Raw genomic sequence first — 21,829 nt, 5'->3', positions numbered from 1 at the left:
CTATGCCTGAATCCGCGTCTACCGACAGCGTCAGCCGGTATCGCATGCGTCGGCGCCGTCAGCGGCGTCTCATCGTCGGCGTCAGCGTACTGACGCTCGCCATGGTCATCGCCGATATCGCCACCGGCCCAGGTCACTATCCGTTGCGCGATGTGCTCATGACCCTGGTCGCGCCGAATCAATCGTCGGATGCGCTGCGCGTCATCGTGTGGAACATTCGTCTGCCGGTGGCCTTGATGGCAATCGTTGTCGGTGTGAGCCTGGCACTCGCTGGCGCCGAGATGCAGACTATCCTCAACAACCCCCTGGCCGACCCGTTCACGCTGGGCATTTCCTCGGCGGCGAGTGTCGGCGCAGCGCTCGCTATCACTCTTGGCGTCGGCATCGTGCCCTTCGCCGATACGTTACTGGTCACCGGCAACGCTTTCCTGCTGGCCCTGGCCGCATCGCTTATCATCTGGGGCGTGAGTCGCCTGCGTGGTGTCAGCGTGCAGACCCTGGTGCTGATGGGCATCGCCATCATGTTCTTCTTCAACGCCATGCTCGGCCTGATGCAGTACGTCGCTTCCCCCGAGGCCTTGCAGCAACTGGTGTTCTGGTCACTGGGCAGCCTCGGCAAGGCCAGTTGGGGCAAGGTCGGCCTGGCGACACTGGCGCTTTGCGTGACGCTGCCGGTATTTCTTCATGCCGGCTGGCGACTCACCGCGCTGCGCCTGGGCGATCTTCACGCCCAGGCCATGGGCATCGATGTCGCGCGCTTGCGGCTGCGTATTCTTCTGTGCTGCTCGCTGTTGGCGGCCACCGCCGTGGCCTTCGTGGGGACGATCGGCTTCGTCGGCTTGGTGGGCCCGCATATCGCTCGCTTGCTAGTCGGTGAGGATCAGCGTGTCTTTCTGCCCATGTCCGCCCTCAGCGGGGCACTGATCATGTCCGTCACCTCGATCCTCTCGAAAACGCTGGTGCCCGGCATTCTGCTGCCGATCGGTTTGCTCACTGCACTCATCGGGCTGCCGTTTTTCGTCTCGCTGATCCTGCGCAGCCGCAAGGAGATATGGAGATGACGCTAACACTCGAACGCCTCGATTGCCGCTTGGGTGACACACCCATCCTCGAGGGTATCGCCGGCCTCGAGGCCCGACCGGGCGAGATCACTGCCTTGGTCGGCCCCAACGGTGCCGGGAAATCCACACTGCTCAAGGCCGTCGCCGGCCTCCAACGCGCCAACGGTTCGTTCATGTTGCATGGCCAGGGATTGGCGGCACTATCGCTCGAACAGCGTGCCCGACATCTTTATTACTTACCGCAAGAACTCGGCTCCCGCGCCGTCCTCAACGTATTCGAGGCCGTGCTGCTGGCACGTCGCACCTGCATTCACGAGCCACATGAACGCGCGCTGTTCAAGGTGCAGGAGACACTTCAGGCTCTGGAACTGGAACCGCTGGCCGAGCATGAATTGAGCCAGCTCTCGGGCGGGCAGCGTCAACGGGTCGCCATCGCGCAAGCCGTGACGCGCGAGCCGTCGCTGATGCTGCTCGACGAACCGACCAGCGCGCTGGATCTGCATCATCAATTGCAAGTGCTCGACTGGCTGACTCGACTCGCAGCACAGCGCCATATCATCGTCGTCATCGCCATTCACGACCTAAGCCTGGCGGCGCGCTTCGCCCAGCATGTATGGATGCTCAAGGCAGGCCGCGTCGCCGCCAGTGGTACTCCCGGCGGCGTCCTGACCCATGCGCGTCTACGCGATGTCTATGCCATCGAGGCGCACATTGAATGGCCGGACGACGAACCGCCGCGTATCACGCCCCTCACAGCGATTCACTCATTGGGGCGATGAACACAGGATTTAATGCAGATAAGTTCTAACAAGTAACCCGAAACCTTCGTTAAAGGTATATAAGCTTCGAACCAATCGATATTGGGGGATCGTTTCGGCGGTTTGCTAGGGTATATCCATTCGTCGAAGTCGACAGACTTCACGCCACCTTCCACAGGAGCTCATCATGTCCCTCGATATCGATGCCATCAATCGCGATCTTGGCCACGACCCGGAGGCCCTGGTTCGCTGGGCACTCTCGCTCGATGGCAAGGCGATCTGCACGACCAACTTCCGGCCTTTCGAGGCAGTGATCCTGCATATGATCACGCAGGTGCAGCCGAACATTCCCGTGGTCTGGATGGACTCAGGCTATAACACCGAGGCCACTTATCGCTTCGCAGAAGAGATCAGCCGTCAGCTGGACCTCAACTTGACGATCTATCATCCGCGCCGCTCACGCGCGCATCGCGATGCCGTCGAGGGTGAGTTTCCAACCATCGACGATCCGCGCCACGCGGCGTTCACTGAGGAAGTCAAGTTAGAGCCATTCCAGCGGGCGCTGCGCGAGGCCGCGCCGCGTGTCTGGCTCACCGCGCTGCGCGCCGAGGACACCGCTGAACGTGCCCAGATGCAGCCGGTCTCGGTCAATCAGGATGGCTTGATCAAGGTCGCGCCCGTGCTGCACTGGAGCGCCAAGGACATGTATCAGTACCTGCAGAAGCACGATCTACCCAACAACTTCGATTACTTCGACCCGACCAAGGTGGAAGACAAGCGCGAGTGCGGGCTGCATCTTCAGCACTAGGCGTTAAACCCCAACCATCGAACGAATGACACGAACGCGCGCCATGCCGATGCCCACCTCCACGGAGCATCGGCATTCTCGTCTTTCCGGGCCGCTCTCAGCGCACCGGCAGCTCGATGCCCTCGAACAGAACCTGTTCGTGACGTGGCCCTGCCGCCAGCGCAGCTTCGATACTGTCTCGATCGAGGTGGGGGGCGAAGCGATTGACGAAGTCGAACATGAAGCCGCGCATGAAGGTGCCACGGCGAATACCGATCTTGGTCGTCGAGCTTTCGAACAGGTGGCTGGCATCGAGCGCTACCAAGTCGCGATCGACGACAGGGTCGACCGCCATGTGCGCGACGATACCCACCCCGAGCCCCAGGCGAACGTAGGTCTTGATGACATCGGCATCGGCAGCGGTGAGTACCACGTTGGGTGTCAAATCATGCGCCTTGAAGGCATCGTCGAGCTGCGAACGACCGGTAAAGCCGAACAAGTAGGTCACCAGCGGATACTCGGCCAGGGCTTCGAGCGTCAGCGTTTCCACCGACGCCAAGGGGTGGTCCTGTGGAACCAGCACGCAACGGTTCCAGCGATAGCATGGCAACAGCACCAGATCGGTAAAAAGCTCCAGCGACTCGGTACAGATCGCGAAATCAGCCTGCCCTTCACTGACCATCTGAGCGATCTGCTTGGGCGTACCCTGCTGCATGTGCAGGGCGACATCGGGATACTTCTGCCGGAACTCATGAATGACCGGCGGCAGGGCATAACGCGCCTGGGTATGAGTAGTGGCGATCGATAGGCTACCGCGCCGCTCGTCGCTGTGCTCCTGCGAAACGTGCTTTATGTTGTCGACGGTGCGCAGCACCTTGCCGGCCAACTCGATTATTGCCTCGCCGGCCGGTGTCACACGAGTCAGGTGCTTGCCGCTACGCGCAAAGATTTCCACCCCCAGCTCATCCTCCAGCAAGCGTATCTGCTTGGAAATGCCCGGCTGAGAAGTAAACAGACTTTGCGCGGTGGCGGAGACATTCAGGTTGTGCCGGGCAACTTCCCAGATATAGCGCAGTTGCTGGAGTTTCATGAGCGATGCCTCCCGACCTGGCAATCTTTTATGGCATAAAATTTAAATTTGTGATTACTTTAAAGCATATGGTGCGAGAGTAGAAGAGCGTCGACACCCTGGCAATACCGCACCATGGTGGTGCGTGAAAAAGCGCCGACATGATAGGCTGATGCTATTGTCACCATACCGATGGGGCATTTGCCAGGGCCATGGTCAACGGCTACCATCGCCTCATCTACGCTCGCGAAAGCGCAACGGAATACTGGAGAGATTCGTAATGGCTAATAATGTCGATGTCACCTCCGCTAACTTCGAGCAGGAAGTCGTCAATGCCGAACAGCCCGTACTGCTCAAGTTCTGGGCACCGTGGTGCGGCCCTTGCAAGATGATGGCCCCCGTCGTCGATGAAGTCGCCGATGAGAAGGCCGGTGGCGTCAAGGTCGTCAGCATCAACGTCGACGACGCACCGGAAATCGCCGCCGAACAAGGCGTGCGCGGTGTTCCGACCGTGATGATGTTCAAATCCGGCGCCAAGGTCGCTTCCCTGGTCGGTGCACAGTCCAAGTCACAGCTGACACAGTTCATCGATCAGAACGCCTGAGATCAACGGCGTTAAGCTATCGAAGCATGCTGACAATCGCCCCGCTCATGCGGGGCGATTGTCGTTACGGGATCATCGAAGCATAGGCTAGTCGGGAGGTGGCTCCGGGTTCATCTCAGCACGACGACGTTGCACGCGCTCGGAAGGACTCAGCAATCTCGCCAGCCAACGCGTCTCGGGATGACTATCCAGGGCAATCTTGAGCGTCATGGTCAACGGCACCGACAGCAACATACCCACCGGCCCGAAGATCCATCCCCATACCACCAGCGACAAGAAGGCCACCAGCGTGGAGAGCCCCATTGTGCGCCCCATGATCCGTGGCTCGATGATATTGCCCATGAGGAAATTGATCGCCAGATAGGCACCTGCCAGCAGCATCGCCTTGAAGGGGCCTCCTTCCGGCATCGCCAAGGTCAAGAGCACGGCAGGAACGGCCGCCAAGGCCGAGCCGATATTGGGAATGTAGTTGAGACAGAACGCCAGGGTCCCCCATAACAGCGCGAAGTCGACACCGATCACCACGCACGTGCCCCACACCAGCACGCCGGTCACCAGACTGATCACCGTCTTGATGGCTAGATAGCGCTTGAGATTGCGACTGAACTCGGTGAAACGCTGGAGACTCGGCGCCGGATTGAGCAAGGCCTGCGAGATCTTGTTGCGGAACTCCAGGGTCTCGAACAACATGAAGATCACCAACAGCATGATCACAACACTCTGCGAGAGCAGGTTACCCACGCTGCCCAGAAAGACGGGGACCCAATCGGTCGCCTGGGAAGCATCGAGAAGCCGCGAGACACCCTGGGGGTTGATAGAGATTCCCTGCTCCGCCAGCCATCGCAGCACGGTCAGATAGTGCTCTTGCAGTTGCTCCTGAAGCTTGGGCAAGGCGTTCATGAAGGTCGTGAAACTATTGCCGAGCAGTGCACCCAACAGGGTCATCAACACGCCGAGTATCAGCAACGTAACCAACACCGACAACCGCATGCCCAAGCCATGCTCATGCAGCCAATGTACCGGCGATGTACAGATGACGGCGATGAAAAGCGACAGCAATATGGGGATCAGCAAGTCGGAGCCGGCTTGCATGCCGCCAACGATGACCACCAAAGACGCCAGCGTCAGCATCAGGTTGAGAGGGAGGTTCTGTGAACCGGGGTCGTGTCCGGGGGACATGGGGCGTTCGCATCCTTGACGAAACCAAGACCCTATTCTGCCTGGCAGGGGTTACTTGCACAAACGCCACATCACGCCACACGAGAATAAAAGGCGAACCCGAACGGTCCGCCAAGCATCATTCAGATATGTGAGCCCGAGGCCACGATCAAATGGCGAAACCGTGCTCGAAGTCCTCAGCCTGCATGGACATCAACGTCTCGCCACCGGCACGTATCATCTCGGCATGCGCGCGGGTACGCGGCAACAGACGCTGATAATAGAAGCGAGCGGTATCGAGCTTGGCACGGTAGAACGCCGCATCATCGGGGTTACCGGACAAGGCTTGATGCGCCGCCTGCGCCGCGCGGGCCCAGAAGAATGCCAGAGTGACGTAGCCGGCATACATCAGGTAATCGAAACTCGCGGCCCCCACTTCTTCGCGATCCTGCATGGCCTTCATGCCTACCGCCATGGTCAGATCGCCCCACTCGGCGTTGAGCTTCGCCAGAGGCGTGACGAATTCCGCCATGGCGTCATTGCCCTCGTGAGCCTGGCAGAACTTGTGAATCTGCCTGGTGAAGGATTTGAGTGCCTCACCTTGGCTCATCAACACCTTACGCCCCAATAGATCCAGCGCCTGGATCCCCGTGGTGCCTTCGTAAAGCCGCGTTATGCGGGCGTCACGCACGTACTGTTCCATGCCCCATTCGCGGATGTAGCCGTGCCCCCCGAAAACTTGCACGCCCTCATTGGTGGCCTCGAACCCCACCTCGGTCAAGAACGCCTTGACGATGGGCGTCAACAATCCCAGCTCGGTTTCAGCCGCTTCGCACCCGGTAGCGTCGGTCGCGTATTCGATGCGATCCGCGAGTTGCGCAGCATGCAGCACCAGCATGCGACCACCCTCGGTAAACGCCTTTTGAGTCAGCAACATGCGGCGTACATCGGGATGCGAGATAATCGAATCGGCTGGCTTGTCCGCTTCTCGAGTGCCGGACAGTGCACGCATCTGCAAGCGATCGCGGGCGTAGGCCAAGGCATTCTGGAAGCTCACCTCCATCAGCCCCAGTCCCTGGATGCCGACACCGATACGCGCCACGTTCATCATGGTGAACATGCAGGTCAGCCCCTTGTGAGGTTCGCCGACGAGATAGCCGCGCGCGCCATCGAAGTTCATCACGCAAGTGGCGTTGCCGTGAATGCCCATCTTGTGTTCCAGGGCGCCGCAACTCACTGCATTGCGCTCACCGATCTCGCCCTCGGCATCGGGCAGATACTTGGGTACCACGAAGAGGGAAATCCCCTTGGTACCCTCCGGTGCATCGGGCAGTTTGGCCAGGACCAGGTGCACGATGTTCTCGGCCAGGTCATGCTCACCCGCGGAGATGAAGATCTTGGTCCCGGTGATGAGACACCCACCCGCCTCGTCGGGACGTGCCCGGGTCTTGATCAAACCCAGGTCGGTGCCGCATTGCGGTTCGGTCAGACACATGGAGCCCGTCCAGGTGCCGTCGTTGAGCTTGGTCAGATACTGCGCTTTCTGCTCATCGCTACCATGATGGCGAAGCGCATCAGCGGCGCCCTGGGAGAGCCCCGGATACATGCCCCATGCCAGATTGGTTGAACACACCATCTCCGAGAGCATCATGCCGAGCGACGTCGGCAACCCTTGACCGTGATACGCCGTATCGCCGGATAGACTCGGCCAGCCACCTTCCACGTACTGGGCATAGGCCTCCTTGAAACCGGAAGGCGTCAACACCTCGCCACCTTCGAGTCGACAGCCCTGCTCGTCGCCAGTCTGATTGAGCGGCAGTAACACCTCGCGTGTAAAGCGTGCACCCTCTTCCAGAATCGCGCTCACCACATCTGGGGTGATCTCTTCGGCCTGGGGCAACTGGGCATAATGACGGGGATAATCGAGAACCTCGTCCATCACGAAACGAAAATCGCGTAGCGGCGCCTGATAGCTGGGCATCTTTAAGCTCCTGAACGGTACGGGCAGGTATCCCGAAGGCATCAAACATTCGTTTGAAATTAAGCGCCGCCCAACATCAAGTCAAGCGCTCGTTTTAATTTCATGAGATGACCTTGGCAGCACGCTCAGGCAGTTCCCAATGGCGCCATGGCCAGTTGCCATGCCACTAACAAGAGTATGGCGCAGATCCCGCCTTCGATGACCTGCCAGACACGCGGGTTGGCCAGACGCGGGGCCAACCAGCCCGCGCCACCCACGAGCCCGAAGAACCACCCCAACGACGCCATGGCCGCACCGACCACGAAGGCTTCGGGCACGGCCTGTTGGGCACCGATGGCGCCGAGCATGATCACCGTATCCAGATACACATGCGGATTGAGCAAGGTCACGGCCAGCGTTGCCATCAACACACTCCACAGGCGAGGCCGCGTCTCACCACCGGCCTTGAGCGAGGAAGGACGACGCACACGGTGCCAGGCTTGCCACGCCTGCCAGCACAAGAATGCTACTCCGCCCCAACGCGCTACTTGCATGAGCTCAGCATGCGACGCCAGCAAGGCCCCCAGCCCCAGTACGCCTGCACCGATCAGCATCAGGTCGCACAATGCACAGACGGTCGCCACCCACCAGGGATATTCATTCATCAGCCCACGTTGAAGTACGAAGGCATTCTGCGCGCCGATGGCTATGATCAAACCCGCCCCCACGAACAGACCATTGAGCCAGGAGCCCCACATATCCGTTCCCTCCTTTTCACCCGGGATACATTGATAAGTGACGCAGAATACGCTTGACTACGTGAATAAGTTAAATTAATTCGAAAAATGAGTGATAACTTTTACTAATGCTCGATTACAAACTTCTCGAAGCACTGGCCGTCGTGGTCGACCAAGGAGGATTCGAACGCGGTGCGCATCATCTAGGACTTACCCAGTCGGCCGTCTCGCAACGCATCAAGTTGCTCGAAGCGCGCCTCGGCCAACCGGTGCTGGTACGCGCGCCCAAGCTCGCCCCTACACCACTGGGTCGACGGCTACTCAATCATGTGCAACAGGTTCGGCTTCTCGAGCATGACCTGCTCGACCAGATCCCAGCATTGGGGGAACGCGAGCAACGCCTGCGCCTGGCCATCAATGCCGACAGCCTGGCCACCTGGTGGTCGCCGACCACCGGCGACTTTTGTCGACGCCAAGGCGTTTTACTGGACTTGATCGTCGAGGATCAGGACGTCGCGCTCAAGCGCATGCGCGATGGCGAGGTCGCCGGCTGCATCTGCGCCACACCGCGCCCCATTCAGGGTGCCCGCGCGCACGCTCTGGGCAGCATGCGCTACCGTGCCATTGCCAGCCCCGGTTACGTGTCACGCCATTTTAGCGAAGGGCTGACGCACGATGCCCTGCGTAAAGCGCCGGCCATTGTGTTTGGTCCCGATGACCGCCTTCAACATCGTTATCTGGAGATGCGGGGCTATAAGGAATCATTTCCTCACCATCTATGCCCGTCCTCGGAGGGCTTCGTGCATCTGGCCCTGGCCGGCATGGGCTACGGATTGATTCCCGAGCGGCAGGTGGAGCGCGAACTACGCGAGGGGCGTCTGGTCGATCTCGACGCGGACAGCTACATCGATGTGCCGTTGTACTGGCATCACTGGCGTCACGGCGGCGACACGCTGGATGCCTTGACCACCCACCTGCTCGATATGAGCAGCGCTTGGCTCATGCCACCCTCACCACAGTCTCAATCTCTATTCTAGACGCGTCTCATAGCCCCAAATCAAGGCGACTGCAGGTGCTGCTCGACGCTGGCCACCTTGTCATCCATGTGTTGCTCGCGACCGGTGCGCGTGCCCACCTTCAACGTCGTGGTAATGCGTGGCGCACCCATTTCGTGCACGCGTTGATGACACGCCTTGACCACCGCCATGACGTCGTCCCACGGGCCCTCGATATTGGTGCCATAGGCATGCATGCGGTACTCGAGACCCGAGGCCTCGAGGACGCGCTGACAGGCCGCGACGTGTTCCCCCACCGAAACGCCCACCCCCAGCGGCACAACGCATAGATCGACGATGACATGCATAACACTTCCTCCTCGTCTTGACGCTCGCTTGCCTCAATCATATCGGCAAGCACGCTATGAAACGCAAAACGCCAGGCCACGGGGACCTGGCGTATCAGTAGACGGCGCCGATCAACCGCCTTCGCGGATGACGTCCGCCCCGTCGGGAATCTCGAATTCGAAACGCGATGCCGAAATGTCGTCGTTGACGTCGATATCATCGAAGTTGATCGCGGTACGCTGTCCGGTGCTGTCTTCCATCTCCAATCCCTCCAGGCGGTCATCCTCGAAGGTAAGTTCGAGACTCTCGAACAACGTGTCGGGCGACTTGGGTATGAGCGTGAAGGTTTCGAGACCGGATTCTTGGCGGCTTGTTACTTCATAGTTTTCGGTCAGGGCCTCGGCGCTTCCCGAGAGCAACAACGCTGGCGTGTGCGTCACCCGCGTGTCGAGCGGGCGAATGCTGACCTGTTGCAGGTCGGGGTCGTAGAGATACACCTTGTCGCCATCAGAGACCACAACCTGCTGGTACGGCGCGTCGACTTCCCAGTGAAATTTGCCGGGGCGGGATAACCACATATGGCCTTCGACCTTCTGCAGGCGCTGGCCGCTACCATCGAGGATCTGCTGCTCGAAATCCGCCGAGTAGCTTTCCAGCGGCTCCAACAGATTCGTCAAACGCTCCACACCATCCGCTTGCGCTTGCGCCATACTCGGCAACGCGAGGACCGCGCCCAGAACCAAGGCCAGCTTGAATATTCTCATTACCACTCCTTGTTTACTCATCCTGCATTACACGGTGTGACGCCATCTCGGGCGAAAAGTTGCGCTGCACCAGGCGACGTCCACCGTCTTTGCACTTTTTACCGGCCTCGAGGAGCGCTTGCGCGCTCAATGATCGGGGGCGGGCGGCGATGCCAGTACTTCGCGGGCGCCGTTGGTGCCCATCGGCGACACGACACCCGCCGATTCCATGGACTCGACCAGGCGCGCAGCCCGGTTGTAGCCGATCTTGAAACGACGCTGTACCGCCGAGATCGAGGCACGACGTGACTCAGTGACGAATTGCACGGCTTCATCGTAGAGCGCGTCCCGCTCGGGGTCGTTGCTTTCAGCACCTTCCGACTCAAGCCCCGCCAAGGCATCGGCCGAAACACCTCCCGAGAGAATTTCATCGACGTATTCAGGCTCGCCGCGCCGTTTCCAGTCCTCGACGATACGATGGACTTCATCGTCGTCGACGAAGGCGCCGTGCACACGCGTCGGCATGCCAGCACCAGCTGGCAGGTAAAGCATGTCACCATGGCCAAGCAGGTTCTCCGCTCCGCCTTGGTCGAGGATGGTGCGCGAATCGACCTTGGAGGACACCTGAAACGCCATACGCGTAGGGATATTCGCCTTGATCAGACCAGTGACCACGTCGACCGAGGGCCGCTGAGTGGCAAGGATCAAATGGATTCCCGCCGCGCGGGCCTTTTGCGCCAGGCGCGCAATCAGCTCTTCGACCTTCTTGCCGACGATCATGAACATATCAGCAAATTCGTCGATCACGACCACAATGTATGGCAACTTCTCGAGTACCGGAGGCTGCTGATGCATTTCCCACGGCTGCGGCTCCCATAGCGGATCGGCAACCTGCGCTCCATGGCGCTCGGCCTCGTCGAGCTTGGCGTTGAAGCCCTCCAGATTGCGCACTCCCATCGCTGCCATCAGCTTGTAGCGTCGCTCCATTTCCGCCACGCACCAGCGCAACGCATTGGCGGCCTCCTTCATGTCGGTGACCACCGGGGCCAGCAAGTGCGGGATGCCGTCATAAACCGACAGCTCCAGCATCTTGGGGTCGACCATGATCATGCGCACTTCATCTGGCGTCGTCTTGAGCAACATCGAGATGAGCATGGTATTGACGCCCACCGACTTGCCCGACCCCGTGGTGCCGGCCACCAACAGATGTGGCATCTTGTCGAGGTTAGCGACCACCGGATTGCCGCCGATATCCTGCCCCAGCCCCATGGTGAGCGGCGATTCGGCCTGCTGATAGACATCCGAATCGAGCACTTCGCGCAGCCGGATCATGGCACGGTGGGGGTTGGGGATTTCGATCCCCACCGTAGGCCGCCCAGGGATGATCTCCACCACGCGCACGCTCTTGACCATCAGCGAACGCGCCAGGTCCTTCGACAGATTGCTGATCTTGGAGACCTTGACCCCGGCGGCGGGCTTGATCTCGAAGCGGGTGATGACCGGACCCGGCCAGGTATCGACGACTTCGGCCTTGACACCGTATTCACGTAACCGAGTCTCCAGAAGCTCGGCCATGTCAGCCAATTGCTCATCGGTATAGTTGGGCTTTTGCTCACCGGTGGGCGTCAACAGCCGCAACGTGGGCAATGCCCCTTCAGGTTCGGTCGATGGAACGGCCTCGGGACGCTGGTTCTGCAGATGCTCCACCGTCCACAACGCTGGGGCCTCGTCATCGCCTTCCGGCTCGCGCCTCGATGATTCGGAAGCGCCCACGTCAGCCGTTTCCCCTGGCGCCTTTTCCACCTCACCACGCACGGATGCCTGCGGCGTGGCCGATGACTCGTCTTCAAGGGCATCGGATTCGGCGTCGGAAGCCGCTGGAGAAGAGGCTGGCGACGCGACGGATGAGCTGTCCTCCGAGGCGTCGTCCCAACTGATGCGGGAACGCGTTTGCGCCGACTCTTCTTGAGAGGGGGACGCCTGCGACGATCTGGAGTCTTCAGCAGACGGCGATGAAGTGACATTCGTCTCGCGCTCGGGAGATGAGTGAGGCGTTGCCGCCTCAACGCCGTCATCGTCGCGGCGTGCCTGGATACCCCACTCACCGAGCGATACGTCGTCGTCATCGTCGGCCGTCAGCGGCTCCGGAATGGACTCGGGGATGCGACGACGAGTGACGTCAGCCCGCATCGGGGCTTCGGGATCCGCATCCGCTTGAGACGACACATCGGGCTCCTCGGACGCATGCTGCGTGGAGCGAGGCTCCTCGCTCTCGTCACGCTCGTTGCGAGCCTGGTCATGCGGCGCTGAACGAGCCTGGTCATGCGGCGTTGAAGAAGTGGTCGCATGGCGCTCTGGCGCGTCGGCGATGGCGGAGCCGCCGCGCTCGTCATCGGCACGTTGGCGAGCCGTATAGGCGGCTTCCGGGCGCTTGGCAGAGGGCGTGTGCTCGGGGACATCCCAAGGGATATCGGTCTTGCCGTCATTGCGCCATGCCGAGGTTTCGAGCGTGGGCTCGGTAGTTTCTAAGGACGGCTCCACACGGCGTTCACTGGCCGTCGCATACGATGGCTCCGCGGTCGCACTCGCCAGTTGAGAAGTACGCCTTGATGCCCGCCAGCGTTGCCACCATGAGGGGCGTTTCACCTCATCCGCCGGCGCCTCATCCTCCTCCGGTGCCGCCTCAGCCTCGGCGGTGTCCATGTCGTCATCGCCGTAGGTATCGCGCCGCTGGGCTAGACGCTGCCGACTGCCGCGCCACTTGGCAATGCTCCACGCCAGCAGGCGATACATGCCACGCCCCAGTTCATCCATGACCGCCAGCCAGGTCATGCCGGTAAACAGGGTAAAGCCGCACATGAAGGCGACCAGCGATACCAGTGTAGTGCCTTGCACATTAAGCAGCGGCTGTAACGCACCGACCAGCCCTTCGCCGAGAATACCACCCGCCGCGTAAGGCAGCTCGCTGTCGGGATGATAGAAATGCAGCGTCCCCAGAGTGGTCGTGCTCAGCAGAAGCAGCACCAGGCCACTAGTACGTACCGAAAGCGCCGTCGGGTCCCAGGCAATGTTCACTTCCCGCGCGCGCAGCATCCGCCAGGCCGCAAAACCGAACATGCCCGGCCACCACAGGGCGCTGGCACCGAATAGCGAATACAGCACATCCGACAACCACGCCCCGACGGGGCCCATCCAGTTATTGATCGTTTGATCGGGGCCACTGTGTGACCAGCCCGGGTCACCAGGCACATAACTGAAAAGCGACAACAGGAGAAAGACACAGATAGCCAGCAGCACGATGGCCGCGCCCTCGCGCGTCACCCCCTGCAAATGCATCACGACTCGACGTGCCTGCTCCTTGGCCTGAGACGCCGTTTGTCCGCGCTCATTGCGTTTTCCATTGACACTCAAGTGGCCATCCCCCTTGCGCCACGTATGGCGATACTAATATTGCCGACACTGCCCGACGCGTGCCGTCCCTGTCGTCCACGTGCGAGAGAACGGCTCGCATCTCATCCAATGGGCTTTTCTGGTTTGCCATCATACCCACCCCATGCGCTGCGTCACAGGGGAAAAGCCATACCTCTCGTTGTCGCGGAAGGGCGACGCCACGCGGCCGGGAGGCGAAGCGGGTAGTTATCGATGCCGCACCTGGCGTACGCTGAAACTCCCTCTTGAACGATATCAGCAGAGACGCGTGCCCATGTTGCCTTGGCTACCTCCCAACCGGGTCGGATTCCCGCCCGTCGAACAAGCGTTACGCGAGCCCGACGGGCTGCTTGCCGCGGGTGGCGAGCTTTCGCCGGACTGGCTGTGCTGCGCCTATCGGCGCGGCATATTTCCATGGTTCGCACCAGGTGAACCCATCCTGTGGTGGAGTCCCGATCCGCGCTTGGTGTTGTTCCCCGACGAGATCCACGTGCGCCGCAGCCTCGCCAAGCGCCTACGCAACGCCGGCTTTACGGTAACCTTCGATCACGCTTTCAGCGCTGTCATCGACGCCTGCGCAACCCCCCGTGAAGACTACGCAGGCACCTGGATCACCCCGGAGATGCGTCATGCCTACTGCCGCTTACATGCCGAAGGCGTTGCCCATTCAGTGGAGGTATGGCGCGATGGCAAGCTGGTCGGCGGGCTCTACGGCATCGGTCTGGGCGGCGTGTTCTTCGGCGAATCGATGTTCAGTCGCGTCGCCGATGCGTCGAAAGTGGCGCTGGTGCATCTTGCCCGGCATCTGGCGGCACACGGCGGTCGGCTGATCGATTGCCAGGTGCATACGCCTCATCTGGCCAGTCTTGGCGCACGCCGCATCGCCCGTTCAACGTTCATCGACTATCTTGACCAGTATGCGGAGGGTCACGGATCACCGATGCTGTGGTCTTCCTCGACGCTCGACCATTTCCCCGTCGAAGAGCCAAAACCAACGTGAGCAGCAACACGCCGTCCCAACTCACGCGAGATCTGCGTTTCTTCCTTACGGTTCCGCATGGATGCAGCTATCTACCGGACCGCGAGGCGACCACGCTATTTCTGGACCCTCAGGAACAGCCCGGTCAAGGCGTCTACGACGCGCTGTCGTTGCTAGGCTTTCGGCGCAGTGGCCGACATCTCTATCGCCCGCACTGCGAGGGGTGCCGGGCTTGCATTTCGGTGCGTATCCCGGTGCAAGACTTCGCGGCTTCTCGCACGCAGCGCAAGCTGATGTCGCGCAATGCCGATCTCGAAACACACATACGACCAGCGGCTTTTCACGAAGAACATTATGCGCTTTACGCACGTTACATTCGCACCCGCCACGCCGACGGCGACATGTTCCCGCCCAGCCACGAACAATACCGTACCTTCCTGACTCTGGATCACCCCTACGCACGCTTGATCGAATTTCGTCTGGAAGGCCAACTGCTTGCCGTCGCGGCGACGGACCTGCTGAGCCATGGCGTGTCGGCCATTTACACCTTCTTCGACCCGGGCTTGGAATTCGAGCGCCGCTCTCTCGGCACCTATTCGATTCTCCATCAGATCGAGCTGGCTCGCGGGCTCGGGCTGCCCCACCTCTACCTCGGCTACTGGATTCGTCAGTGTCGCAAGATGCGCTACAAACAGGATTTTCAGCCTCTAGAATACCTCGATGGCCGATATTGGAGGCGTCGAATCCCTCTAGCCGCTACCCCCTTGTCATGACGATAACGCAACATCATGCACATGATTTTTGCCTTAACCCTCGGCATGCGGCAGAATATCGGGCTATCTTCAAAACCGATGCTTGCCACGGTCGGTAATTAGCGCTGGCAACGGCAACGCAAACCGTGGCGCACTTTCGAAGAAGCTTTCAACGCAATACGAGGAAATGCCTAATATGGCACGTGAAGACCATATTGAAATGGAAGGTGTCGTGGTCGATACCCTTCCCAACACCATGTTCAGAGTCGAACTGGAAAACGGACACGTCGTGACGGCCCACATCTCCGGCAAGATGCGCAAGAACTACATCCGCATTCTGACCGGCGACAAGGTCAAGGTCGAGCTGACTCCGTACGATCTTTCCAAGGGTCGCATCGTCTACCGCGCCCGCTGAGCGACCACCACGGCGCACTCGCGCTGCGCTGTTGGCTTGCTACTGCGCCCACGAAAACGCCCCGTCATGACGACAGGGCGTGAAGCGTGCGGCGTTATGGGCGTGAGTTGAGCAGCCGCTCAGACCACGGCCGCCTCCGTCTCCAGGTGTAGCTCGCCTTCCTCGAGGGTGACGTATACGACGCCACCATGCTCGGCAAGGTCACCGAACAGAATCATCTCGGCAAGCGGCTTCTTGAGCTTCTCCTGGATGACACGCGCCATCGGACGCGCCCCCATTTCCGGATCGTAGCCCTCCTCGGCAAGCCAGGCTCGCGCCGATTCGTCGACATCCAACTGAACGCGTTTCTCGTCGAGTTGCGCCTGTAGTTCGACCAGGAACTTGTCGACCACGTTGCGCACCACCGAGGGTGCCAGGCCTTGGAATTGGATGATGCCATCCAGGCGATTGCGGAATTCAGGCGAGAAGGTATTGCGCAGCACCTCCATGGCATCCGAAGAGTGATCCTGAGTCTGGAAGCCGATGGAGCGACGCGCAATCTGCTCGGCCCCGGCATTCGAGGTCATGATCACGATCACATGGCGGAAATCGGCCTCACGACCGTTGTTGTCCGTCAGACGGCCATGATCCATGACCTGCAGCAGCAGGTTGAAGACCTCGGGATGCGCCTTTTCGATCTCGTCGAGCAACAGCACGCAATGTGGCTGTTTGGTGATCGCCTCGGTCAGCAAGCCGCCTTGGTCGTATCCCACATAGCCAGGCGGTGCGCCGATCAGACGCGACACCGTGTGGCGCTCCATGTACTCGGACATGTCGAAGCGCACCAGCTCGATACCCATCAATTGCGACAGCTGGCGCGCCACCTCAGTCTTGCCGACCCCGGTCGGCCCCGAGAACAGGAAGCTGCCGACTGGCTTGTCGGGCGATTTCAGGCCCGCACGCGATAGCTTGATCGCTGCCGAGAGGCTGGTAATGGCTTCATCCTGGCCAAATACCAGCATCTTGAGATCGCGCTCTAGGTTCGACAGCAGCGTGCGGTCCGAGCTGGAAACGCTCTTCGGCGGAATCCGCGCAATGGACGCGACCACTGCCTCGACCTGATCGACATCAATGGTCGAGACGCGCATTTCCGGCGGCAACAACCGCTGATGCGCCCCCGCCTCGTCGATCACATCAATGGCTTTATCCGGCAGGAAACGCTCGTTGATATAACGATCCGCCAGACGTACCGCGCTGTCCAGCGCGCCATCGGTGTACTTGAGCGCGTGATGCTCCTCAAAGCGCCCACGCAGCCCTTGGAGGATGCGGATGGTGTCGTCAACCGTCGGCTCGGGCACGTCGACTTTCTGGAAACGCCGCGCCAGGGCACGATCCTTTTCGAAGATGCCACGATATTCCTGAAAGGTTGTCGAGCCGATACAGCGCAGCTCACCCGAGGACAGCAGCGGCTTGAGCAGGTTGGAAGCATCCATGACGCCGCCCGATGCTGCGCCGGCACCGATCACGGTATGGATCTCGTCAATGAACAAGATCGAGTTAGGCTGTTTGCGCAACTCAGCCAACAGCCCCTTGAGCCGCTTCTCGAAGTCACCCCGATACTTGGTACCGGCCAGCAAGGTACCCATGTCCAGCGAGTAGACGACACCATCGCTGATCACATCGGGAACATCTTCCTCGACGATTCGCTTGGCCAGACCTTCAGCGATGGCGGTCTTGCCGACACCTGCCTCGCCCACCAGCAACGGATTGTTCTTGCGCCGCCGCGCGAGGATCTGAATCACGCGCTCCAGCTCACGGTCGCGACCGATCAACGGATCGATCTTGCCCAGGCGCGCTTGTTCGTTGAGGTTGGTGGCATAGCCCGTCAACGGATGAGTGCTACCCTCCGACACACCCTCTTCGGCATCTTCACTTTCATGCGAGGAGGGAGACTGACCATGTCCGGCAACCTTGGAAATGCCATGCGCGATATAATTCACTGCATCGACGCGCGCAACATTCTGTTGCTTGAGGAAGTAGACAGCCTGGCTTTCCTGCTCTGAGAAAATCGCGACCAGGACGTTGGCCCCCGTGACTTCCGATTTCCCCGAGGATTGCACATGGAAGACGGCGCGCTGTAACACACGCTGGAAGCCCAGCGTAGGCTGCGTCTCACGATCTTCCTGATCGTTGGGGATCAAGGGGGTGGTTGAATTGATGAAATCCTGTAGATCGGCGCGCAGCTTTTCAAGGTTGGCGCCGCAGGCTCGCAACACATCGGCTGCGGAGGCATTGTCCAACAACGCCAGCAGCAGATGTTCCACGGTCATGAACTCATGGCGCTTGGAGCGCGCCACGGTGAAGGCCGTGTTCAGGGTGAGTTCAAGTTCTTTGCTCAACATGGCAATCCCCTCTTGGCCGCCTATGGCGTCTGTCGGCACTTTCACAATCGGGCACAAACAGAGGTTATGCAAGTGCTACCTTGGACCACGATTTAACGCAGTAGTGCCGTCTCAGTCCGCCTCGTCGATATCGCACAGTAACGGATGCTGGCATTCGCGTGCGTACTCGTTGACTTGGTGACATTTGGTTTCCGCGATATCACGGGTGAAGATGCCACAGGTCGCCTTGCCATGGGTATGCACGACAAGCATGATCTGCACGGCTTTCTCCCGCTCCAACGCAAAGAAGGTTTGCAACACCTCGACGACGAACTCCATGGGAGTGAAGTCATCGTTGTGCAGCACGACCTTGTACATCGGCGGCTTGGCCAGCTCCGGGTCCGCCGACTGGACCGATACATCGCCCTCCGGGTCTTCTTGGGGATCCTCGCCAGGCGGTCGCGTCATGCCAAGGATGACCGCCGCGTCAGGCGCTCGAGATACGAATGGGCTTTCTGATTCAAACATAGATGGAAATGTCCGTGAGTGCGCGCCGGACAGGCAAGACGAAGCGCGCCAAGGCCAACACCGCCGCCTATCTCCGGTTTCTTCAATGTGCGGCCGGCTGGGCATGGATGCAAGGTAGGCGCCATGAAAAAGCCTGCTCCTGACAAAAGCAAGTATGGCATCGCGCCCCGAGTGCGGAGTAGGCTTTACCCTAGCCGTTGCTTGTCGAAAGGTCCGAGACCGCCCATGAGTTCGCTTTACCTGCTGCATAAACCCTATCAAATGCTCTCGCAGTTTACCGATACGCAAGGCAGGGCAACGCTCGCCAACGTCATCGACGTCCCCGAGGTATACCCTGCCGGACGTCTCGATTACGACTCGGAGGGCCTGCTTCTGCTGACCGACGACGGTGCCCTGGCCCACCGCATCAGTCATCCGCGCCACAAGCAGCCCAAAACCTACTGGGTGCAGGTCGAAGGTGCTCCCGGGGAAACGGCCCTAAATGCGCTGCGCAGCGGCGTCACACTGAAAGATGGCCCGACGCGACCCGCCCAGGTGCGGCGCCTCGAGGCGCCCGATATCGCGCCACGCCAGCCGCCGATACGCCAACGCGAGGCCATTCCCACCGCCTGGCTTGAGATCGTCCTCGGCGAAGGCCGAAACCGGCAGGTACGCCGCATGACGGCACATGTCGGCCACCCCACGCTGCGCCTGATCCGCGTCGCCATCGGCCCCTGGCGCCTCGACGATATGGCGCCTGGCGCCTGGCGCAAGGAGACACTGCATGCTCCGCGCAGCAAGGCCTCTACACCAGCCAAGCGCCACCGGAGCCGTCGATGAGCCGCTGGACGCCCCACGTCACTGTTGCCAGCGTCGTCGAACGCGCCGGCCGTTATCTACTCGTCGAGGAGGACAAGGGCGGCCCGTTCAGCCTCTTCAACCAGCCCGCCGGCCATCTCGAACCCGGCGAGCGCCTGACCCAGGCCGCCGAACGCGAAACTCGCGAGGAAGCCGCCTGGCACATCACGTTGACCGGCTACCTGGGGCTTTATGTGTATACCGCCCCTGATGAATTGACGTTTCACAGTCACGCCTTCGTGGGCATTCCCCTGGCGCATCTGGGCAATGAGCTGGACAGTAGCATCATCGCCGCGCATTGGCTCACACTCGACGAAATCGAGGCGCTGGAGCACGCGCATCGCCTGCGCAGCCCACTGGTGCTCAAGCGCATACGTGACGCCATCGCCGGACGCCAGTTTTCGCTCGATGTGATTCACGAGCGCTGATGGCTCAAGCTCGAAGCACGAAGCCGGTTTCAGGTATAATATCGTCCCGAACATCAATCCATCCTCAACCCATTCGAGAGTGACCATGTCTCACGCCACGGAATCCTCCACCGCGGGGGCCGCTACCGCGTGCAAAGTCATCGTCGGCATGTCGGGCGGTGTCGATTCGTCCGTGACCGCCCTCGTCCTGCTGGAGCAGGGCTACGAGGTCGAAGGCCTGTTCATGAAGAACTGGGACGAGGACGATGGCACCGAGTACTGCACCGCCAAGGACGATCTTGCCGATGCCCAGGCCGTGTGCGACAAGCTCGGCATGCGGCTGCATACCGCGAACTTCGCCGCCGAGTACTGGGATAACGTCTTCGAACATTTCCTCGCTGAGTACAAGGCCGGCCGGACGCCCAATCCGGATATCCTTTGCAACCGCGAGATCAAGTTCAAGGTTTTCCTCGAATACGCCGAAATGCTCGGTGCCGAACGCATCGCTACCGGACATTACGTGCGCAACGGCGAGCGTGACGGTCGCGTGCGCCTGCTCAAGGGCCTGGATGCCAACAAGGACCAGAGCTACTTCCTGCACGCCGTGCCGGAAGACGCCATCGCGCGTACGCTCTTCCCGGTCGGAGAAATGGAGAAAAGCGAGGTCCGCGCCATCGCTGAGCGTCATGGCCTGGCCACCGCACGCAAGAAGGATTCCACCGGCATCTGCTTCATCGGCGAGCGGCGCTTCAGCGACTTCCTGAAGCAGTACCTGCCCGCACAGCCCGGCACGATCGAAACGCCCGAGGGCGAGGTCATCGGCGAGCACATGGGACTGATGTATTACACTCTCGGCCAGCGCCAGGGCCTGGGCATCGGTGGCCTGCCCAACCATCCCGACGCGCCCTGGTACGTGGCTGCCAAGGAGCTAGAACGCAATGTCCTGGTCGCCGTGCAGGGCAAACACCATTCGCTTTTGTACACCGACAGCCTGGGCACCGAGCCCATGGAGTGGGTCGCCGGTCAACCGCCGGCACCGGAAGCACGCCTCCAGGCCAAGACCCGCTATCGCCAGCAGGACGTCGCCTGTCAGGTTCGCGTGCTCGAGGACGGCGGTGTCGAAGCATTCTTCGACGATCCCCAGCGCGCGGTCACGCCGGGCCAGTCGCTGGTGCTCTACGAGGATGATATCTGCCTGGGCGGCGGCGTCATTCGCGAGACATGGAACCGACACGCGCGCCAAGGAGACAACGCCGCATGACGCCCACCCCGATCCAAAGCGCACCACAAAGCGCCGTCGCCCGCCAGGCGCTGGCACTGGCAGGCGTCTTCCAGGCCGCCGCGGTGGTCGACGAGATGGCCCGTACCGGACAGTGCGACGAACGCGCCTGGAACACACTGATTCATGCCACGCTGGAGACCAACCCGGAAAACTTCGCGGCCATCTACGGCGGCCACCACAACAATCTGCGTCTGGGCATTGATACCCTCAGCGCGGTGATGGACCGCCAGCGCAACGATCCCGCCGTGATGCGCTACGGCTTCTCGCTGGTGCTACTGATGCAGAAGCTGCGCAAGAACGATGCCATGCTGGCCTCGCTGGGAGAGCGCCTGGGGCGCGTTCAGGGCCAAGCCAAGCATTTCGGCGAGACGCACGAAAACGTGATTGCCAGCCTAGGTCAGCTCTACCAGGACACGATTTCCACATTTCGTTACCGCATTGTCGTGCAAGGCGACCCCAGCTTGCTGCAAAGCCGGATGATGCCCGAGCGCGTGCGCACCGCCTTGCTGACGGGCGTACGCTTCGCCCTGCTTTGGCACCAGCAAGGCGGCCGCCGCTGGAAGCTGCTGCTTCAGCGTCAGTCCATCAAGAAATCACTCAATGCCCTCGACGACCGCTGA

Annotated in this window: 21 protein-coding genes; 12 read left to right on the top strand and 9 right to left on the bottom strand. The window is 60.7% G+C overall.

Features of this window, described 5'->3' with window-relative positions:
* Nucleotides 1-2 precede the first annotated feature (2 nt).
* The 3 genes from OP495_RS09700 to OP495_RS09690 all read left to right on the top strand — a co-directional run bounded on the left by OP495_RS09700 (nt 3) and on the right by OP495_RS09690 (nt 2,627).
* Nucleotides 3-1,061 (top strand): iron ABC transporter permease, encoded by a 1,059-nt coding sequence (locus tag OP495_RS09700; protein ID WP_280563387.1) that lies wholly within the window; start codon nt 3-5, stop codon nt 1,059-1,061.
* Nucleotides 1,058-1,840, top strand: a complete 783-nt coding sequence (locus OP495_RS09695; RefSeq protein ID WP_280563388.1) for an ABC transporter ATP-binding protein — start codon at nt 1,058-1,060, stop codon at nt 1,838-1,840. Before OP495_RS09700 ends, OP495_RS09695 begins: the two co-directional genes overlap by 4 nt.
* A 166-nt stretch (nt 1,841-2,006) precedes the next feature.
* Nucleotides 2,007-2,627 (top strand): phosphoadenosine phosphosulfate reductase family protein, encoded by a 621-nt coding sequence (locus OP495_RS09690; RefSeq protein WP_280563389.1) that lies wholly within the window; start codon nt 2,007-2,009, stop codon nt 2,625-2,627.
* A 97-nt stretch (nt 2,628-2,724) separates the two neighbouring features.
* Here OP495_RS09690 and cysB read toward each other — a convergent pair whose 3' ends face one another.
* Nucleotides 2,725-3,696 (bottom strand): HTH-type transcriptional regulator CysB, encoded by a 972-nt coding sequence (gene cysB, locus OP495_RS09685; protein ID WP_178999988.1) that lies wholly within the window; start codon nt 3,694-3,696, stop codon nt 2,725-2,727.
* Between the two features lie 259 nt (nt 3,697-3,955).
* Here cysB and trxA point away from each other — a divergent pair, with 259 nt between their 5' ends.
* Nucleotides 3,956-4,279: a thioredoxin gene (gene trxA / locus OP495_RS09680; RefSeq protein WP_280563390.1), complete on the top strand. Its 324-nt coding sequence runs from the start codon at nt 3,956-3,958 to the stop codon at nt 4,277-4,279.
* Nucleotides 4,280-4,366: 87 nt separating this feature from the next.
* On the opposite strand, the gene OP495_RS09675 is transcribed toward trxA, so the two are convergent.
* The 3 genes from OP495_RS09675 to OP495_RS09665 form a co-directional block, all read right to left on the bottom strand.
* Complete coding sequence (locus OP495_RS09675; protein WP_280563391.1) at nt 4,367-5,458, bottom strand: AI-2E family transporter; 1,092 nt, start codon at nt 5,456-5,458, stop codon at nt 4,367-4,369.
* A gap of 148 nt (nt 5,459-5,606) precedes the next feature.
* Complete coding sequence (locus OP495_RS09670; RefSeq protein ID WP_280568790.1) at nt 5,607-7,418, bottom strand: acyl-CoA dehydrogenase C-terminal domain-containing protein; 1,812 nt, start codon at nt 7,416-7,418, stop codon at nt 5,607-5,609.
* A 125-nt stretch (nt 7,419-7,543) separates the two neighbouring features.
* Complete coding sequence (locus OP495_RS09665) at nt 7,544-8,155, bottom strand: LysE/ArgO family amino acid transporter (RefSeq protein ID WP_280563393.1); 612 nt, start codon at nt 8,153-8,155, stop codon at nt 7,544-7,546.
* Between the two features lie 107 nt (nt 8,156-8,262).
* Between OP495_RS09665 and OP495_RS09660 the strand changes: the two genes are divergently transcribed.
* A complete protein-coding gene (locus OP495_RS09660) occupies nt 8,263-9,171 on the top strand; it encodes a LysR family transcriptional regulator ArgP (RefSeq protein ID WP_280563394.1) in 909 nt (302 codons plus the stop codon).
* A gap of 20 nt (nt 9,172-9,191) precedes the next feature.
* Here OP495_RS09660 and OP495_RS09655 read toward each other — a convergent pair whose 3' ends face one another.
* The 3 genes from OP495_RS09655 to OP495_RS09645 form a co-directional block, all read right to left on the bottom strand.
* A complete protein-coding gene (locus tag OP495_RS09655; protein WP_280568788.1) occupies nt 9,192-9,497 on the bottom strand; it encodes an MTH1187 family thiamine-binding protein in 306 nt (101 codons plus the stop codon).
* A gap of 111 nt (nt 9,498-9,608) precedes the next feature.
* Nucleotides 9,609-10,241, bottom strand: a complete 633-nt coding sequence (gene lolA / locus OP495_RS09650) for an outer membrane lipoprotein chaperone LolA (RefSeq protein WP_280568786.1) — start codon at nt 10,239-10,241, stop codon at nt 9,609-9,611.
* A gap of 126 nt (nt 10,242-10,367) precedes the next feature.
* Complete coding sequence (locus OP495_RS09645; protein ID WP_280568807.1) at nt 10,368-13,556, bottom strand: DNA translocase FtsK 4TM domain-containing protein; 3,189 nt, start codon at nt 13,554-13,556, stop codon at nt 10,368-10,370.
* Nucleotides 13,557-13,923: 367 nt separating this feature from the next.
* Between OP495_RS09645 and aat the strand changes: the two genes are divergently transcribed.
* The 3 genes from aat to infA all read left to right on the top strand — a co-directional run bounded on the left by aat (nt 13,924) and on the right by infA (nt 15,795).
* Complete coding sequence (gene aat, locus OP495_RS09640) at nt 13,924-14,649, top strand: leucyl/phenylalanyl-tRNA--protein transferase (protein ID WP_280563397.1); 726 nt, start codon at nt 13,924-13,926, stop codon at nt 14,647-14,649.
* Nucleotides 14,646-15,401, top strand: a complete 756-nt coding sequence (locus OP495_RS09635; RefSeq protein ID WP_280568785.1) for an arginyltransferase — start codon at nt 14,646-14,648, stop codon at nt 15,399-15,401. Before aat ends, OP495_RS09635 begins: the two co-directional genes overlap by 4 nt.
* A 175-nt stretch (nt 15,402-15,576) precedes the next feature.
* Nucleotides 15,577-15,795, top strand: a complete 219-nt coding sequence (gene infA, locus OP495_RS09630; RefSeq protein ID WP_011507732.1) for a translation initiation factor IF-1 — start codon at nt 15,577-15,579, stop codon at nt 15,793-15,795.
* 119 nt (nt 15,796-15,914) lie between these two features.
* On the opposite strand, the gene clpA is transcribed toward infA, so the two are convergent.
* Entirely contained in the window at nt 15,915-18,176 is a 2,262-nt protein-coding gene (gene clpA, locus OP495_RS09625; protein WP_280563400.1) for an ATP-dependent Clp protease ATP-binding subunit ClpA, read from the bottom strand.
* Between the two features lie 111 nt (nt 18,177-18,287).
* The gene (clpS, locus tag OP495_RS09620) at nt 18,288-18,623 is read right to left on the bottom strand and encodes an ATP-dependent Clp protease adapter ClpS (RefSeq protein WP_280563401.1); all 336 of its coding nucleotides are present in this window, start codon (nt 18,621-18,623) and stop codon (nt 18,288-18,290) included.
* Between the two features lie 285 nt (nt 18,624-18,908).
* Between clpS and OP495_RS09615 the strand changes: the two genes are divergently transcribed.
* The 4 genes from OP495_RS09615 to hflD all read left to right on the top strand — a co-directional run bounded on the left by OP495_RS09615 (nt 18,909) and on the right by hflD (nt 21,829).
* Nucleotides 18,909-19,502: a pseudouridine synthase gene (locus tag OP495_RS09615; RefSeq protein WP_280563402.1), complete on the top strand. Its 594-nt coding sequence runs from the start codon at nt 18,909-18,911 to the stop codon at nt 19,500-19,502.
* Nucleotides 19,499-19,948 carry an NUDIX hydrolase gene (locus OP495_RS09610; RefSeq protein ID WP_280563403.1) on the top strand — a complete coding sequence of 150 codons (450 nt, stop codon included), beginning with the start codon at nt 19,499-19,501 and terminating at the stop codon, nt 19,946-19,948. Before OP495_RS09615 ends, OP495_RS09610 begins: the two co-directional genes overlap by 4 nt.
* Before the next feature lie 85 nt (nt 19,949-20,033).
* Nucleotides 20,034-21,188, top strand: coding sequence for a tRNA 2-thiouridine(34) synthase MnmA (gene mnmA, locus OP495_RS09605; protein WP_280563404.1), 1,155 nt, complete (start codon nt 20,034-20,036; stop codon nt 21,186-21,188).
* The gene (gene hflD, locus OP495_RS09600; RefSeq protein WP_280563405.1) at nt 21,185-21,829 is read left to right on the top strand and encodes a high frequency lysogenization protein HflD; all 645 of its coding nucleotides are present in this window, start codon (nt 21,185-21,187) and stop codon (nt 21,827-21,829) included. Before mnmA ends, hflD begins: the two co-directional genes overlap by 4 nt.

The organism is Chromohalobacter sp. 296-RDG (assembly GCF_029889885.1).
Taxonomy (GTDB): domain Bacteria; phylum Pseudomonadota; class Gammaproteobacteria; order Pseudomonadales; family Halomonadaceae; genus Chromohalobacter.
This window is presented reverse-complemented; position numbering and strand designations above follow the sequence as displayed.